The organism is Neobacillus sp. DY30 (assembly GCF_030123065.1).
Taxonomy (GTDB): Bacteria; Bacillota; Bacilli; order Bacillales; family Cytobacillaceae; genus Neobacillus.
Genome location: NZ_CP126093.1, coordinates 344,491 through 362,500 on the forward strand (window position 1 = coordinate 344,491; position 18,010 = coordinate 362,500).

Sequence of the window (18,010 nt, forward strand, 5' to 3'; positions counted from 1 at the left end):
ATTTGTAAATTTAATCGGTTTTCCTTCATATATCCTCGAAGATAGGGTTCGAGAGTCTCTACCGGGTTACCTTAAATAACCTGACTATGAAGGCAGAAATTTCTGCTATAGCAATTGTGAGAAAGCTAGAATTCTGCCTTCCTTATTTATTTGGAGGGGGAATTCTAGTTTTTTTTTGTTATTAAAGCAAATACTAACCTTATTATTTCGGAAGAGGTGGACGTGTTGACAAATAATACAGATATGATTGTGGTTTTAGACTTTGGAAGCCAGTATAACCAGTTAATTACACGCAGAATTCGTGAGTTCGGTGTTTACAGTGAACTTCATCCTCATACAATTACGGCTGAGGAAATTAGAAAAATGAATCCAAAGGGAATCATTTTTTCAGGCGGGCCGAATAGTGTTTACGATGAAAATTCTTTCCGCTGTGATGAGGAAATCTTTGAAATGGGTCTTCCTATCTTAGGAATTTGCTATGGAATGCAATTAATGACAGTTCACTTTGACGGTAAGGTGGAAAAAGCCAAGAACCGCGAGTACGGAAAAGCTGTCATGAATATCCAAAATCAAAATAAACTGTTCCATGACTTACCTGGGGAGCAAGTGGTTTGGATGAGTCATGGGGATTTAGTGGTGGAAGCACCAGCCGGTTTTACGGTGGATGGAACAAACCCACACTGTCCGATCGCGGCAATGAGTGATGAGGCGAGAAAGCTTTATGCCGTTCAATTTCATCCAGAAGTTCGTCATTCCGTATATGGAAATGAACTTCTAAAGAATTTCGTCTTTAATGTATGTGACTGTAAAGGCGATTGGTCTATGGAAAATTTCATTGAAATGGAAATGGCAAAAATTCGTGAGCAGGTCGGCAACAAAAAAGTACTATGTGCGCTTAGTGGCGGTGTAGATTCATCTGTTGTAGCTGTTCTTATTCACAAAGCAATCGGAGATCAATTAACATGTATTTTCGTTGATCATGGTTTACTTCGTAAGAATGAAGCAGAAAGTGTTATGAAGACCTTTGCTGAAGGCTTCCATATGAATGTGATTAAAGTCGACGCAAAAGAACGCTTCTTATCTAAATTAGAAGGCGTATCTGATCCTGAGAGAAAACGAAAAATTATCGGCAACGAATTCATTTATGTATTCGATGATGAAGCAACTAAGCTTGAAGGAATTGAGTTTTTAGCTCAAGGAACACTTTATACAGATATTATTGAAAGTGGAACTGCCACTGCACAAACGATTAAATCCCACCATAATGTCGGCGGGTTACCTGAAGATATGCAATTCAAATTAATCGAACCGTTGAATACATTGTTTAAGGATGAGGTTCGTGCGCTTGGTACAGAGCTTGGAATTCCGGATGATATTGTTTGGAGACAGCCTTTCCCTGGACCAGGTCTTGGAATTCGTGTCTTAGGAGCAATTTCTGAAGATAAGCTTGAAATTGTTCGTGAATCTGATTGGATCCTCCGTGAAGAAATTAAGAAGGCAGGACTTGATCGTGAAATCTGGCAATACTTTACGGTGCTTCCTGACATCCGCAGTGTTGGAGTTATGGGCGACGCGCGTACTTATGATTATACAATTGGAATCCGTGCCGTTACGTCCATTGATGGGATGACATCTGATTGGGCACGTATCCCATGGGATGTGCTCGAAAAAATTTCAACTCGCATTGTTAACGAAGTAGCTCATGTTAACCGAGTGGTTTATGATATTACCAGCAAGCCGCCTGCAACTATTGAGTGGGAATAATTAAAAATCACACTTCTAAAAACGAACGTTTTTAAATATAATTTTAAAAACGTTCGTTTTTTATGTTTACAAGCGAGGGGATCCCTGATAAGATTAAGGAGAAGTAAATAATTTGTCGAATAAACTCGTATAATCTTGGGAATTGGCCCAAAAGTTTCTACCGAGCCACCGTAAATGGCTTGACTACGAGGCAGTGTTTAAACGGAGGGTAATCCTCTTTATTTCACTAGCCCTAAGTCAAGCGTTCCGGTAGATTTCGGAACGTTTTTTTGTTTTTAATAAAGATAGATTCCTAGGGGGAAGAAAAAATGCAAAAATATTTCATGTTTAAGGAATTAGGGACGAATTATCGCCGTGAAATTATTGGCGGCGTGACCACCTTCTTGGCAATGGCCTATATATTAGTGGTTAACCCGCTGACATTAACACTATCAAGTGTACCGGATTTACCAGATGCAATGCGAATGGATTACGGGGCAGTCTTTGTAGCGACAGCATTGGCTGCAGCGATTGGTTCCATTGTTATGGGACTTCTAGGGAAATTCCCGATCGCCTTAGCGCCTGGTATGGGATTGAACGCGTTCTTTGCCTATACAATCGTGTTAGCTAGCGGCATTCCATGGCAGCATGCATTAGGTGCGGTATTTATTTCAGGTGTATTTTTCTTTTTATTAACATTAACTGGTTTACGTGAGAAACTAATCAACGCAATTCCAATCGAGCTAAAGCACGCCGTTGGCGCAGGTATTGGTTTATATATTACTTTTATTGGATTGCAGAGTGCAGGTATTGTAGTAAACAATGATGCGACACTTGTTGGATTGGGTGATTTGACAGCCGGACCAACATTACTGGCTATTTTCGGAATAATTGTTACGGTCATTATGATGACTAGAGGAATTAATGGTGCAGTATTTTTTGGAATGATTATTACTGTTATTGTGGGAATGATATTTAATTTAATTGACACACCAGAGAAAATCGTCGATACTGTCCCAAGTTTAGCACCTACATTTGGAGCTGCATTTTCTTCGTTAACAGATAGTTCGTTTTACACAATGACCATGCTCGGAATTATCTTGACTCTATTGTTTGTTGACTTCTTCGACAATGCTGGAACACTTGTAGCAGTAGCGAATCAAGCGGGTATGATCAAAGACAATAAATTACCACGTGCAGGCAGAGCATTACTTGCTGACTCAGTAGCGACAACTGTCGGTGCAGTACTTGGTACTTCTACAACAACATCTTATATTGAATCATCTGCTGGGGTAGCGGCAGGGGCGAGAACAGGATTTGCTTCACTTGTTACTGCAGCATTGTTTATACTATCACTGTTTTTCTTCCCATTATTATCAGTGGTTACGGCAGCAGTTACAGCGCCAGCGTTAATTATTGTTGGGGCATTGATGGTGGGTTCGTTAGGGAAAATTGAATGGACAAAATTCGAAGTGGCTGTTCCAGCCTTCCTTACAATGATTGCCATGCCTTTGACGTACAGCATTGCTACAGGGATTGCAATTGGGTTTATCTTTTACCCAATTACAATGATTGTTAAAGGGCGTATGAAAGAAATACATCCAATTATGTACTTTTTCTTTGTTATTTTCGTTTTATACTTCTTATTCCTATAAGTAAGTTAAGGGAGCCTGTGAGCAAACACAGGTTCTTTTTTTATAATTGAATTATTAATCCAAAACGAGAAGCATTAAGTATAAGTGATAGCTGTCGAATATTGTCGTTGACTTCTTGTTTTGTCTCTTATAACATGAGAATTATAAGGTAATTCGGACAAAATGAGGAGGAAGGCAGTGGTAAAGCTATTAATTGATAAAGTATTAAATAACAATGTTTTAATTGCCGAACATCCTTCCTATGAAGAAGTTGTCTTAATCGGTAAAGGAATAGGCTTTAATCGAAAACATGGGGATTTTATTGAAACAGATTCAGTTGAAAAACTGTTTGTACTTAAAAATGAAAAGGAACAACAAAATTATATTAAATTGCTTCCTTTTATTGATAATGATCTGCTAGAAGTTATTATTTCTGCTATTGGATTAATCAAGCAAAGAACCCAAACTCAGTTGGATGAGCATATCCATGTTGCCTTAACTGATCACTTAATGTTTGCAATCAATAGAGTTTCGAAAGGCATGGAAATGAGTAATCCATTCTTGGTAGAAACAAAAACGCTTTATCGCCATGAATACGAAATTGCAGCTGAGGTTGTTGAATTTATTAATAAAAAAACAGGGATATCTCTGCCAGTAGGGGAGATTGGTTTTATTGCTCTTCATATTCACAGTGCCATGACAAATAGAAATTTATCTGAAGTTAATCAGCATTCACAGCTAGTCAGCAGGCTGGTAAAAATGGTGGAAGAACAGTTTGAAATCGATATTGATAAAGAAAGTATTGATTACATGAGGCTTGTGCGACACCTTCGATTCACCATTGAAAGAGTGGTTAAAGGGGAGAAGGTAGATGAGCCAGAAAAAATATCTTTTCTATTGAAACAAGAATATCCTGTGTGTTATAATCTATCATGGAAGCTCATTAAAGTGATGCAACAAACATTAAAAATGAAGGTATTTGATGCGGAGGCTGTTTATTTAACCATGCATTTGCAGAGAATACAGAAAAAATTTAAATAGCTATTATTTTTTACGTGTTACTGATTCGATCAGGCATGAGTGAAAAGTATTAATTGAAACCAAGACATTTGGGTAATCTATACCCATAGTCTAATTTTCAATTGAACTTTTACTCATGCCTTTTTTGTGTTTTTCGGTAAATGAAAACGCTTAATGAGCTATATAAAAATTGGAGGTATATAGTATGTTTAAAAAAGCTTTTGGCGTCTTGCAAAAAGTCGGTAAAGCATTAATGCTCCCGGTTGCGTTATTACCGGCTGCGGGTATATTACTTGCTTTAGGAGCTGCACTCCTAAATCCGGCACTTTTAGAAATAGCACCATTTTTAGATAATAGTACGGTTGCATTGATTGCTTCTGTTATGCAAAATGCCGGAAATATTATCTTTGGAAACTTACCGCTCTTGTTTGCAGTTGGTGTTGCTGTAGGGTTGGCTGGCGGCGAAGGTACCGCAGGTCTGGCGGCTATTATCGGTTACTTAGTTATGAATGTCACAATGGGAACAGTACTGGGTATTACAGCTGAGGATGTTAATGGCTTAAGCTATGCAAGTGTACTTGGGATACCTACTCTTCAAACAGGAGTATTTGGTGGTATCATCGTCGGGATATTAGCAGCTTCAATGTACAATAAGTTTTTTGAAATCGAACTTCCATCATATTTAGGTTTCTTTGCAGGTAAACGTTTTGTACCAATTATCACTGCGGCATCTGCTCTTGTTTTAGGGATTTTGATGATTTTCATCTGGCCGCCAATTCAAAATGGTTTAAATGCATTCTCACAAAACATGGTTCACGCAAACTTAACGATTTCTGCCTTTATTTTCGGTGTGATTGAACGATCATTAATTCCATTTGGTTTACACCATATTTTCTATTCTCCGTTCTGGTATGAATTTGGAGAATATGCAACAAAAGCAGGGGAAGTGGTTCGTGGAGATCAACGTATCTTCATGGCACAAATCACAGATAATGTTCAAAATTTAACGGCTGGAACATTTATGACTGGTAAATTCCCATTCATGATGTTTGGACTGCCAGCAGCAGCGCTAGCGATTTATCATGAAGCTAAGCCTGAAAAGAAAGTTTTTGTCGGAGGATTAATGGCATCTGCTGCTCTAACTTCTTTCTTAACAGGTATTACAGAACCGATTGAATTCTCATTCTTATTCGTAGCACCAATTCTATTTGCTATCCACGCGATTTTCGCAGGATTCTCGTTTATGATTATGCATATTTTAGATGTTAAAATCGGGATGACGTTCTCGGGTGGTTTAATTGATTACATCTTATTTGGATTAATTAACCCGCAAACAAATGCGTGGATTGTTATACCGGTAGGTCTTGTTTTTGCAGTTGTATATTACTTCGGTTTCCGATTTGCAATCCGAAAGTTTAATTTGAAAACTCCAGGACGTGAGTTAGAAGAAGAAGAATCACAAACAACAGCAGGTAAAGCTGGTTCGGGCGATTTGGCTTCTAACATTTTGGAGGCAATGGGTGGTAAAGGAAATATTGCTCACCTGGATGCATGTATTACTCGTCTTCGTGTTTCTGTTAATGACATTAAAAATGTTGATAAAGACCAATTAAAACGATTAGGTGCTGCGGGTGTTTTAGAGGTAGGAAATAATATACAAGCCATCTTTGGACCTCGTTCCGAAACCATTAAGGGTCAAATGAAAGATATAATGAATGGTAAAAAACCGAGTGCAACTGTACAGGCGCCTGAAAAAGGTGTGGAGCAGCAAGTTGAGGAAATTAATCCAAAGGCACTTCAAACTGCACGCAGTAATGAAGATGAAGGAATTATGGCTCCGTTAAAAGGTGAATTGAAGCCAATTACAGAAGTGCCAGACCAAGTATTTGCAGGGAAAATGATGGGTGACGGCTTTGCGATTGTCCCGGCAGAAGGTACAGTTGTATCGCCTGTTAACGGGAAAATAGTTAACCTATTCCCGACTAAACATGCGATTGGGATTCTTTCTGACACAGGACGTGAAATTCTAATCCATGTTGGAATTGATACGGTAAACCTTAAGGGTCAAGGGTTTGAAACTTTAGTATCTGAAAATGATATTGTTGAACAAGGTCAGCCGTTATTAAAAGTTGATCTGGAATATATTAAAGAGCATGCTACATCAACCATTACACCAGTTGTCTTCACTAACTTAGCTGAAGGTGAAAAGGTAGTGATTGAAAAACCAGGTCAAGTTAATCTGAAGCAAACAGGTATTATTAAAATTACGAAATAAGGTGAAGCCGACTCTTAGAATGAGAGTCGGCTTTCTTCTATATAGATAAGTTATATTATTGGGGTGTGAATTAATTTTAAATTTACTGTTGACGTCATTTGGGAATAGTGTTATTATATTTTAGCAGTCGTTAATGACGAGTTAACAACAGGCAAGCGTTAAAAACTTTTTTAAAAAAGTGTTGACGCTAAGTTAACGAAATGATATAGTAATAGAGTTGCTTCTGAACGATGGTGTTCGCGAAGTAATAATTGTTCTTTGAAAACTAAACAAACAAGAACGTCAACAAAAATATTAGTTTCTACTATAGAAACTAGCCAACGTAACAAATGAGCTAATCAACTTTCTTGGAGAGTTTGATCCTGGCTCAGGACGAACGCTGGCGGCGTGCCTAATACATGCAAGTCGAGCGAATCATGAGGTGCTTGCACCTCTTGGTTAGCGGCGGACGGGTGAGTAACACGTGGGCAACCTGCCTGTAAGACTGGGATAACTTCGGGAAACCGGAGCTAATACCGGATAATCCTTTTCCTCACATGAGGAAAAGCTGAAAGTCGGTTTCGGCTGACACTTACAGATGGGCCCGCGGCGCATTAGCTAGTTGGTGAGGTAACGGCTCACCAAGGCGACGATGCGTAGCCGACCTGAGAGGGTGATCGGCCACACTGGGACTGAGACACGGCCCAGACTCCTACGGGAGGCAGCAGTAGGGAATCTTCCGCAATGGACGAAAGTCTGACGGAGCAACGCCGCGTGAGCGATGAAGGCCTTCGGGTCGTAAAGCTCTGTTGTTAGGGAAGAACAAGTACCGGAGTAACTGCCGGTACCTTGACGGTACCTAACCAGAAAGCCACGGCTAACTACGTGCCAGCAGCCGCGGTAATACGTAGGTGGCAAGCGTTGTCCGGAATTATTGGGCGTAAAGCGCGCGCAGGCGGTCCTTTAAGTCTGATGTGAAAGCCCACGGCTCAACCGTGGAGGGTCATTGGAAACTGGGGGACTTGAGTACAGAAGAGGAAAGCGGAATTCCACGTGTAGCGGTGAAATGCGTAGAGATGTGGAGGAACACCAGTGGCGAAGGCGGCTTTCTGGTCTGTAACTGACGCTGAGGCGCGAAAGCGTGGGGAGCAAACAGGATTAGATACCCTGGTAGTCCACGCCGTAAACGATGAGTGCTAAGTGTTAGAGGGTTTCCGCCCTTTAGTGCTGCAGCTAACGCATTAAGCACTCCGCCTGGGGAGTACGGCCGCAAGGCTGAAACTCAAAGGAATTGACGGGGGCCCGCACAAGCGGTGGAGCATGTGGTTTAATTCGAAGCAACGCGAAGAACCTTACCAGGTCTTGACATCCTCTGACACTCCTAGAGATAGGACTTTCCCCTTCGGGGGACAGAGTGACAGGTGGTGCATGGTTGTCGTCAGCTCGTGTCGTGAGATGTTGGGTTAAGTCCCGCAACGAGCGCAACCCTTGATCTTAGTTGCCAGCATTCAGTTGGGCACTCTAAGGTGACTGCCGGTGACAAACCGGAGGAAGGTGGGGATGACGTCAAATCATCATGCCCCTTATGACCTGGGCTACACACGTGCTACAATGGATGGTACAAAGGGCTGCAAGACCGCGAGGTTTAGCCAATCCCATAAAACCATTCTCAGTTCGGATTGCAGGCTGCAACTCGCCTGCATGAAGCCGGAATCGCTAGTAATCGCGGATCAGCATGCCGCGGTGAATACGTTCCCGGGCCTTGTACACACCGCCCGTCACACCACGAGAGTTTGTAACACCCGAAGTCGGTGGGGTAACCGCAAGGAGCCAGCCGCCTAAGGTGGGACAGATGATTGGGGTGAAGTCGTAACAAGGTAGCCGTATCGGAAGGTGCGGCTGGATCACCTCCTTTCTAAGGATAATGCAGTCCTATCGGACTGATAAGAAGTTGACCGTTACTTGTTTGTTTAGTTTTGAGGGAGCAATTCTCTCAAAGCTTTTTTTAATCGTTCTTTGAAAACTAGATAATTGTAAGAAGAAGTCAAAGTAAAACCGAGAATCGCCATTTTAGTTTTTCTCTCTTATTAATTTAAGAGTATAACCATTTAGGTTAAGTTAGAAAGGGCGCACGGTGGATGCCTTGGCACTAGGAGCCGATGAAGGACGGGACTAACACCGATATGCTTCGGGGAGCTGTAAGTAAGCTTTGATCCGGAGATTTCCGAATGGGGGAACCCACTGTTCGTAATGGAACAGTATCTTTACCTGAATACATAGGGTATTGAAGGCAGACCCGGGGAACTGAAACATCTAAGTACCCGGAGGAAGAGAAAGCAAACGCGATTCCCTGAGTAGCGGCGAGCGAAACGGGACATAGCCCAAACCAAGAGGCTTGCCTCTTGGGGTTGTAGGACACTCAACATGGAGTTACAAAGGAACGGGGTAGATGAAGCGATCTGGAAAGGTCCGTCATAGAAGGTAAAAACCCTGTAGTTGAAACTTCGTTCCCTCCTGAGTGGATCCTGAGTACGGCCGGACACGTGAAATCCGGTCGGAAGCTGGGAGGACCATCTCCCAAGGCTAAATACTCCCTAGTGACCGATAGTGAACCAGTACCGTGAGGGAAAGGTGAAAAGCACCCCGGAAGGGGAGTGAAAGAGATCCTGAAACCGTGTGCCTACAAGTAGTCAGAGCCCGTTCATGGGTGATGGCGTGCCTTTTGTAGAATGAACCGGCGAGTTACGATCCCATGCAAGGTTAAGTTGAAGAGACGGAGCCGCAGCGAAAGCGAGTCTGAATAGGGCGAATGAGTATGTGGTCGTAGACCCGAAACCAGGTGATCTACCCATGTCCAGGGTGAAGTCCAGGTAACACTGGATGGAGGCCCGAACCCACGCACGTTGAAAAGTGCGGGGATGAGGTGTGGGTAGCGGAGAAATTCCAATCGAACTTGGAGATAGCTGGTTCTCTCCGAAATAGCTTTAGGGCTAGCCTCACGTTGTAAGAGTCTTGGAGGTAGAGCACTGTTTGGACTAGGGGCCCTCATCGGGTTACCGAATTCAGACAAACTCCGAATGCCAAAGACTTATCCGTGGGAGTCAGACTGCGAGTGATAAGATCCGTAGTCAAAAGGGAAACAGCCCAGACCACCAGCTAAGGTCCCAAAGTTTACGTTAAGTGGAAAAGGATGTGGAGTTGCTTAGACAACCAGGATGTTGGCTTAGAAGCAGCCACCATTTAAAGAGTGCGTAATAGCTCACTGGTCGAGTGACTCTGCGCCGAAAATGTACCGGGGCTAAACGTAACACCGAAGCTGTGGATTGACACCGTTGGTGTCAGTGGTAGGAGAGCGTTCTAAGGGCGTTGAAGCTAGACCGTAAGGACTGGTGGAGCGCTTAGAAGTGAGAATGCCGGTATGAGTAGCGAAAGATGGGTGAGAATCCCATCCACCGTATGCCTAAGGTTTCCTGAGGAAGGCTCGTCCTCTCAGGGTTAGTCGGGACCTAAGCCGAGGCCGAAAGGCGTAGGCGATGGACAACAGGTTGATATTCCTGTACCACCTCTTTATCGTTTGAGTGATGGGGGGACGCAGGAGGATAGGGTAAGCGCACTGTTGGATATGTGCGTGTAAGCAGTTAGGCTGGTGAATAGGAAAATCCGTTCACCTTAAGGCTGAGCTGTGATGCCGAGGGAAATATAGTACCGAAGTTCCTGATTCCACACTGCCAAGAAAAGCCTCTAGCGAGATAAAAGGTGCCCGTACCGCAAACCGACACAGGTAGGCGAGGAGAGAATCCTAAGGTGAGCGAGAGAACTCTCGTTAAGGAACTCGGCAAAATGACCCCGTAACTTCGGGAGAAGGGGTGCTTTTTGAGGTGAATAGCCTCGAAGAGCCGCAGTGAATAGGCCCAGGCGACTGTTTAGCAAAAACACAGGTCTCTGCGAAGCCGCAAGGCGAAGTATAGGGGCTGACGCCTGCCCGGTGCTGGAAGGTTAAGAGGAGGGGTTAGCGCAAGCGAAGCTCTGAATCGAAGCCCCAGTAAACGGCGGCCGTAACTATAACGGTCCTAAGGTAGCGAAATTCCTTGTCGGGTAAGTTCCGACCCGCACGAAAGGCGTAACGATCTGGGCACTGTCTCAACGAGAGACTCGGTGAAATTATAGTACCTGTGAAGATGCAGGTTACCCGCGACAGGACGGAAAGACCCCGTGGAGCTTTACTGTAGCCTGATATTGAATTTTGGTACAGCTTGTACAGGATAGGTAGGAGCCTGAGAAACCGGAGCGCCAGCTTCGGTGGAGGCGTCGGTGGGATACTACCCTGGCTGTATTGAAATTCTAACCCACACCCCTGATCGGGGTGGGAGACAGTGTCAGGTGGGCAGTTTGACTGGGGCGGTCGCCTCCTAAAGAGTAACGGAGGCGCCCAAAGGTTCCCTCAGAATGGTTGGAAATCATTCGTAGAGTGTAAAGGCACAAGGGAGCTTGACTGCGAGACCTACAAGTCGAGCAGGGACGAAAGTCGGGCTTAGTGATCCGGTGGTTCCGCATGGAAGGGCCATCGCTCAACGGATAAAAGCTACCCCGGGGATAACAGGCTTATCTCCCCCAAGAGTCCACATCGACGGGGAGGTTTGGCACCTCGATGTCGGCTCATCGCATCCTGGGGCTGTAGTCGGTCCCAAGGGTTGGGCTGTTCGCCCATTAAAGCGGTACGCGAGCTGGGTTCAGAACGTCGTGAGACAGTTCGGTCCCTATCCGTCGTGGGCGCAGGAAATTTGAGAGGAGCTGTCCTTAGTACGAGAGGACCGGGATGGACGCACCGCTGGTGTACCAGTTGTCTTGCCAAAGGCATCGCTGGGTAGCTATGTGCGGACGGGATAAGTGCTGAAAGCATCTAAGCATGAAGCCCCCCTCAAGATGAGATTTCCCATAGCGTCAAGCTAGTAAGAACCCTGAAAGATGATCAGGTTGATAGGTCAGAGGTGGAAGCGCGGTAACGTGTGGAGCTGACTGATACTAATCGTTCGAGGACTTAACCAATTTAAGGTGAACTCGTTTTTACACACTTCTTCTGAAATTATCTAGTTTTGAGGGAATGAAACCTCAAAATAAATAGTCTGGCAGCAATGGCGAGAAGGTCACACCCGTTCCCATACCGAACACGGAAGTTAAGCTTCTCAGCGCCGATGGTAGTTGGGACTTTGTCCCTGTGAGAGTAGGACGTTGCCAGGCGAAAGACAGAAATGTTCTTTCTGTCTTTTTTAATCCCCATTTTAAAAAATGGAAAAAACTTTCAGTTGTTTAATAACACCGATGGTGTTATGATATAAAAGTCGCTCAGAAAACGACCTTATCAGTTTTAACTTACTTCTAGTAAATTGGAAATATTTTATAATTGATATAGTAGTAGAAATGCGATACACTAACATTCCTGTCATATTGACAGATGATATTGTTCTTTGAAAACTAAACAAACAAGAACGTCAACAAAAATATTAGTTTCTACTATAGAAACTAGCCAACGTAACAAATGAGCTAATCAACTTTCTTGGAGAGTTTGATCCTGGCTCAGGACGAACGCTGGCGGCGTGCCTAATACATGCAAGTCGAGCGAATCATGAGGTGCTTGCACCTCTTGGTTAGCGGCGGACGGGTGAGTAACACGTGGGCAACCTGCCTGTAAGACTGGGATAACTTCGGGAAACCGGAGCTAATACCGGATAATCCTTTTCCTCACATGAGGAAAAGCTGAAAGTCGGTTTCGGCTGACACTTACAGATGGGCCCGCGGCGCATTAGCTAGTTGGTGAGGTAACGGCTCACCAAGGCGACGATGCGTAGCCGACCTGAGAGGGTGATCGGCCACACTGGGACTGAGACACGGCCCAGACTCCTACGGGAGGCAGCAGTAGGGAATCTTCCGCAATGGACGAAAGTCTGACGGAGCAACGCCGCGTGAGCGATGAAGGCCTTCGGGTCGTAAAGCTCTGTTGTTAGGGAAGAACAAGTACCGGAGTAACTGCCGGTACCTTGACGGTACCTAACCAGAAAGCCACGGCTAACTACGTGCCAGCAGCCGCGGTAATACGTAGGTGGCAAGCGTTGTCCGGAATTATTGGGCGTAAAGCGCGCGCAGGCGGTCCTTTAAGTCTGATGTGAAAGCCCACGGCTCAACCGTGGAGGGTCATTGGAAACTGGGGGACTTGAGTACAGAAGAGGAAAGCGGAATTCCACGTGTAGCGGTGAAATGCGTAGAGATGTGGAGGAACACCAGTGGCGAAGGCGGCTTTCTGGTCTGTAACTGACGCTGAGGCGCGAAAGCGTGGGGAGCAAACAGGATTAGATACCCTGGTAGTCCACGCCGTAAACGATGAGTGCTAAGTGTTAGAGGGTTTCCGCCCTTTAGTGCTGCAGCTAACGCATTAAGCACTCCGCCTGGGGAGTACGGCCGCAAGGCTGAAACTCAAAGGAATTGACGGGGGCCCGCACAAGCGGTGGAGCATGTGGTTTAATTCGAAGCAACGCGAAGAACCTTACCAGGTCTTGACATCCTCTGACACTCCTAGAGATAGGACTTTCCCCTTCGGGGGACAGAGTGACAGGTGGTGCATGGTTGTCGTCAGCTCGTGTCGTGAGATGTTGGGTTAAGTCCCGCAACGAGCGCAACCCTTGATCTTAGTTGCCAGCATTCAGTTGGGCACTCTAAGGTGACTGCCGGTGACAAACCGGAGGAAGGTGGGGATGACGTCAAATCATCATGCCCCTTATGACCTGGGCTACACACGTGCTACAATGGATGGTACAAAGGGCTGCAAGACCGCGAGGTTTAGCCAATCCCATAAAACCATTCTCAGTTCGGATTGCAGGCTGCAACTCGCCTGCATGAAGCCGGAATCGCTAGTAATCGCGGATCAGCATGCCGCGGTGAATACGTTCCCGGGCCTTGTACACACCGCCCGTCACACCACGAGAGTTTGTAACACCCGAAGTCGGTGGGGTAACCGCAAGGAGCCAGCCGCCTAAGGTGGGACAGATGATTGGGGTGAAGTCGTAACAAGGTAGCCGTATCGGAAGGTGCGGCTGGATCACCTCCTTTCTAAGGATAATGCAGTCCTATCGGACTGATAAGAAGTTGACCGTTACTTGTTTGTTTAGTTTTGAGAGAACAATCTCTCAAAATATTTTGTTCCTTGAAAACTAGATAATCGTAAGAAGAAGTCAAAGTAAAACCGAGAATCGCCATTTTAGTTTTTCTCTCTTATTAATTTAAGAGTATAACCATTTAGGTTAAGTTAGAAAGGGCGCACGGTGGATGCCTTGGCACTAGGAGCCGATGAAGGACGGGACTAACACCGATATGCTTCGGGGAGCTGTAAGTAAGCTTTGATCCGGAGATTTCCGAATGGGGGAACCCACTGCTCGTAATGGAGCAGTATCTTTACCTGAATACATAGGGTATTGAAGGCAGACCCGGGGAACTGAAACATCTAAGTACCCGGAGGAAGAGAAAGCAAACGCGATTCCCTGAGTAGCGGCGAGCGAAACGGGACATAGCCCAAACCAAGAGGCTTGCCTCTTGGGGTTGTAGGACACTCAACATGGAGTTACAAAGGAACGGGGTAGATGAAGCGACCTGGAAAGGTCCGTCATAGAAGGTAAAAACCCTGTAGTTGAAACTTCGTTCCCTCCTGAGTGGATCCTGAGTACGGCCGGACACGTGAAATCCGGTCGGAAGCTGGGAGGACCATCTCCCAAGGCTAAATACTCCCTAGTGACCGATAGTGAACCAGTACCGTGAGGGAAAGGTGAAAAGCACCCCGGAAGGGGAGTGAAAGAGATCCTGAAACCGTGTGCCTACAAGTAGTCAGAGCCCGTTCATGGGTGATGGCGTGCCTTTTGTAGAATGAACCGGCGAGTTACGATCCCATGCAAGGTTAAGTTGAAGAGACGGAGCCGCAGCGAAAGCGAGTCTGAATAGGGCGAATGAGTATGTGGTCGTAGACCCGAAACCAGGTGATCTACCCATGTCCAGGGTGAAGTCCAGGTAACACTGGATGGAGGCCCGAACCCACGCACGTTGAAAAGTGCGGGGATGAGGTGTGGGTAGCGGAGAAATTCCAATCGAACTTGGAGATAGCTGGTTCTCTCCGAAATAGCTTTAGGGCTAGCCTCACGTTGTAAGAGTCTTGGAGGTAGAGCACTGTTTGGACTAGGGGCCCTCATCGGGTTACCGAATTCAGACAAACTCCGAATGCCAAAGACTTATCCGTGGGAGTCAGACTGCGAGTGATAAGATCCGTAGTCAAAAGGGAAACAGCCCAGACCACCAGCTAAGGTCCCAAAGTTTACGTTAAGTGGAAAAGGATGTGGAGTTGCTTAGACAACCAGGATGTTGGCTTAGAAGCAGCCACCATTTAAAGAGTGCGTAATAGCTCACTGGTCGAGTGACTCTGCGCCGAAAATGTACCGGGGCTAAACGTAACACCGAAGCTGTGGATTGACACCATATGGTGTCAGTGGTAGGAGAGCGTTCTAAGGGCGTTGAAGCTAGACCGTAAGGACTGGTGGAGCGCTTAGAAGTGAGAATGCCGGTATGAGTAGCGAAAGATGGGTGAGAATCCCATCCACCGTATGCCTAAGGTTTCCTGAGGAAGGCTCGTCCTCTCAGGGTTAGTCGGGACCTAAGCCGAGGCCGAAAGGCGTAGGCGATGGACAACAGGTTGATATTCCTGTACCACCTCTTTATCGTTTGAGTGATGGGGGGACGCAGGAGGATAGGGTAAGCGCACTGCTGGATATGTGCGTGTAAGCAGTTAGGCTGGTGAATAGGAAAATCCGTTCACCTTAAGGCTGAGCTGTGATGCCGAGGGAAATATAGTACCGAAGTTCCTGATTCCACACTGCCAAGAAAAGCCTCTAGCGAGATAAAAGGTGCCCGTACCGCAAACCGACACAGGTAGGCGAGGAGAGAATCCTAAGGTGAGCGAGAGAACTCTCGTTAAGGAACTCGGCAAAATGACCCCGTAACTTCGGGAGAAGGGGTGCTTTTTGAGGTGAATAGCCTCGAAGAGCCGCAGTGAATAGGCCCAGGCGACTGTTTAGCAAAAACACAGGTCTCTGCGAAGCCGCAAGGCGAAGTATAGGGGCTGACGCCTGCCCGGTGCTGGAAGGTTAAGAGGAGGGGTTAGCGCAAGCGAAGCTCTGAATCGAAGCCCCAGTAAACGGCGGCCGTAACTATAACGGTCCTAAGGTAGCGAAATTCCTTGTCGGGTAAGTTCCGACCCGCACGAAAGGCGTAACGATCTGGGCACTGTCTCAACGAGAGACTCGGTGAAATTATAGTACCTGTGAAGATGCAGGTTACCCGCGACAGGACGGAAAGACCCCGTGGAGCTTTACTGTAGCCTGATATTGAATTTTGGTACAGCTTGTACAGGATAGGTAGGAGCCTGAGAAACCGGAGCGCCAGCTTCGGTGGAGGCGTCGGTGGGATACTACCCTGGCTGTATTGAAATTCTAACCCACACCCCTGATCGGGGTGGGAGACAGTGTCAGGTGGGCAGTTTGACTGGGGCGGTCGCCTCCTAAAGAGTAACGGAGGCGCCCAAAGGTTCCCTCAGAATGGTTGGAAATCATTCGCAGAGTGTAAAGGCACAAGGGAGCTTGACTGCGAGACCTACAAGTCGAGCAGGGACGAAAGTCGGGCTTAGTGATCCGGTGGTTCCGCATGGAAGGGCCATCGCTCAACGGATAAAAGCTACCCCGGGGATAACAGGCTTATCTCCCCCAAGAGTCCACATCGACGGGGAGGTTTGGCACCTCGATGTCGGCTCATCGCATCCTGGGGCTGTAGTCGGTCCCAAGGGTTGGGCTGTTCGCCCATTAAAGCGGTACGCGAGCTGGGTTCAGAACGTCGTGAGACAGTTCGGTCCCTATCCGTCGTGGGCGCAGGAAATTTGAGAGGAGCTGTCCTTAGTACGAGAGGACCGGGATGGACGCACCGCTGGTGTACCAGTTGTCTTGCCAAAGGCATCGCTGGGTAGCTATGTGCGGACGGGATAAGTGCTGAAAGCATCTAAGCATGAAGCCCCCCTCAAGATGAGATTTCCCATAGCGTCAAGCTAGTAAGAACCCTGAAAGATGATCAGGTTGATAGGTCAGAGGTGGAAGCGCGGTAACGTGTGGAGCTGACTGATACTAATCGTTCGAGGACTTAACCAATTTAAGGTGAACTCGTTTTTACACACTTCTTCTGAAATTATCTAGTTTTGAGGGAATGAAACCTCAAAATAAATAGTCTGGCAGCAATGGCGAGAAGGTCACACCCGTTCCCATACCGAACACGGAAGTTAAGCTTCTCAGCGCCGATGGTAGTTGGGACTTTGTCCCTGTGAGAGTAGGACGTTGCCAGGCGAAAGACAGAAATGTTCTTTCTGTCTTTTTTAATCCCCATTTTAAAAAATGGAAAAAACTTTCAGTTGTTTAATAACACCGATGGTGTTATGATATAAAAGTCGCTCAGAAAACGACCTTATCAGTTTTAACTTACTTCTAGTAAATTGGAAATATTTTATAATTGATATAGTAGTAGAAATGCGATACACTAACATTCCTGTCATATTGACAGATGATATTGTTCTTTGAAAACTAAACAAACAAGAACGTCAACAAAAATATTAGTTTCTACTATAGAAACTAGCCAACGTAACAAATGAGCTAATCAACTTTCTTGGAGAGTTTGATCCTGGCTCAGGACGAACGCTGGCGGCGTGCCTAATACATGCAAGTCGAGCGAATCATGAGGTGCTTGCACCTCTTGGTTAGCGGCGGACGGGTGAGTAACACGTGGGCAACCTGCCTGTAAGACTGGGATAACTTCGGGAAACCGGAGCTAATACCGGATAATCCTTTTCCTCACATGAGGAAAAGCTGAAAGTCGGTTTCGGCTGACACTTACAGATGGGCCCGCGGCGCATTAGCTAGTTGGTGAGGTAACGGCTCACCAAGGCGACGATGCGTAGCCGACCTGAGAGGGTGATCGGCCACACTGGGACTGAGACACGGCCCAGACTCCTACGGGAGGCAGCAGTAGGGAATCTTCCGCAATGGACGAAAGTCTGACGGAGCAACGCCGCGTGAGCGATGAAGGCCTTCGGGTCGTAAAGCTCTGTTGTTAGGGAAGAACAAGTACCGGAGTAACTGCCGGTACCTTGACGGTACCTAACCAGAAAGCCACGGCTAACTACGTGCCAGCAGCCGCGGTAATACGTAGGTGGCAAGCGTTGTCCGGAATTATTGGGCGTAAAGCGCGCGCAGGCGGTCCTTTAAGTCTGATGTGAAAGCCCACGGCTCAA

4 protein-coding genes, 7 rRNA genes and 2 riboswitches (1 of these 13 cut by a window edge) are annotated in these 18,010 nt (G+C 46.1%); all 11 genes read left to right on the forward strand.

Annotation, left to right across the window (positions count from 1 at the left end; genetic code table 11):
* Positions 1-5: 5 nt before the first annotated feature.
* A riboswitch (purine riboswitch) is annotated at positions 6-107 on the forward strand.
* A 136-nt stretch (positions 108-243) separates the two neighbouring features.
* Positions 244-1,764, forward strand: a complete 1,521-nt coding sequence (gene guaA, locus QNH29_RS01765; protein WP_283865512.1) for a glutamine-hydrolyzing GMP synthase — start codon at positions 244-246, stop codon at positions 1,762-1,764.
* 105 nt (positions 1,765-1,869) lie between these two features.
* Positions 1,870-1,970, forward strand: a riboswitch (purine riboswitch).
* Positions 1,971-2,072: 102 nt separating this feature from the next.
* On the forward strand, positions 2,073-3,398 hold the full coding sequence (locus QNH29_RS01770; protein WP_283863166.1) for an NCS2 family permease: 1,326 nt from the start codon (positions 2,073-2,075) through the stop codon (positions 3,396-3,398).
* A 177-nt stretch (positions 3,399-3,575) separates the two neighbouring features.
* Positions 3,576-4,418 (forward strand): glucose PTS transporter transcription antiterminator GlcT, encoded by an 843-nt coding sequence (glcT, locus tag QNH29_RS01775; RefSeq protein ID WP_283863167.1) that lies wholly within the window; start codon positions 3,576-3,578, stop codon positions 4,416-4,418.
* A 184-nt stretch (positions 4,419-4,602) separates the two neighbouring features.
* On the forward strand, positions 4,603-6,672 hold the full coding sequence (gene ptsG / locus QNH29_RS01780) for a glucose-specific PTS transporter subunit IIBC (RefSeq protein WP_283863168.1): 2,070 nt from the start codon (positions 4,603-4,605) through the stop codon (positions 6,670-6,672).
* 344 nt (positions 6,673-7,016) lie between these two features.
* Positions 7,017-8,566 (forward strand): 16S ribosomal RNA (locus QNH29_RS01785).
* 196 nt (positions 8,567-8,762) lie between these two features.
* A 23S ribosomal RNA gene (locus QNH29_RS01790) occupies positions 8,763-11,697 on the forward strand.
* 76 nt (positions 11,698-11,773) lie between these two features.
* Positions 11,774-11,889, forward strand: a 5S ribosomal RNA gene (rrf, locus tag QNH29_RS01795).
* A 313-nt stretch (positions 11,890-12,202) separates the two neighbouring features.
* Positions 12,203-13,752, forward strand: a 16S ribosomal RNA gene (locus QNH29_RS01800).
* 189 nt (positions 13,753-13,941) lie between these two features.
* Positions 13,942-16,877 (forward strand): 23S ribosomal RNA (locus tag QNH29_RS01805).
* A 76-nt stretch (positions 16,878-16,953) separates the two neighbouring features.
* Positions 16,954-17,069, forward strand: a 5S ribosomal RNA gene (rrf, locus tag QNH29_RS01810).
* A gap of 313 nt (positions 17,070-17,382) precedes the next feature.
* Positions 17,383-18,010, forward strand: a 16S ribosomal RNA gene (locus QNH29_RS01815); it runs 922 nt beyond the window's last position.
* The 16S, 23S and 5S rRNA genes sit together here, the layout of an rRNA operon.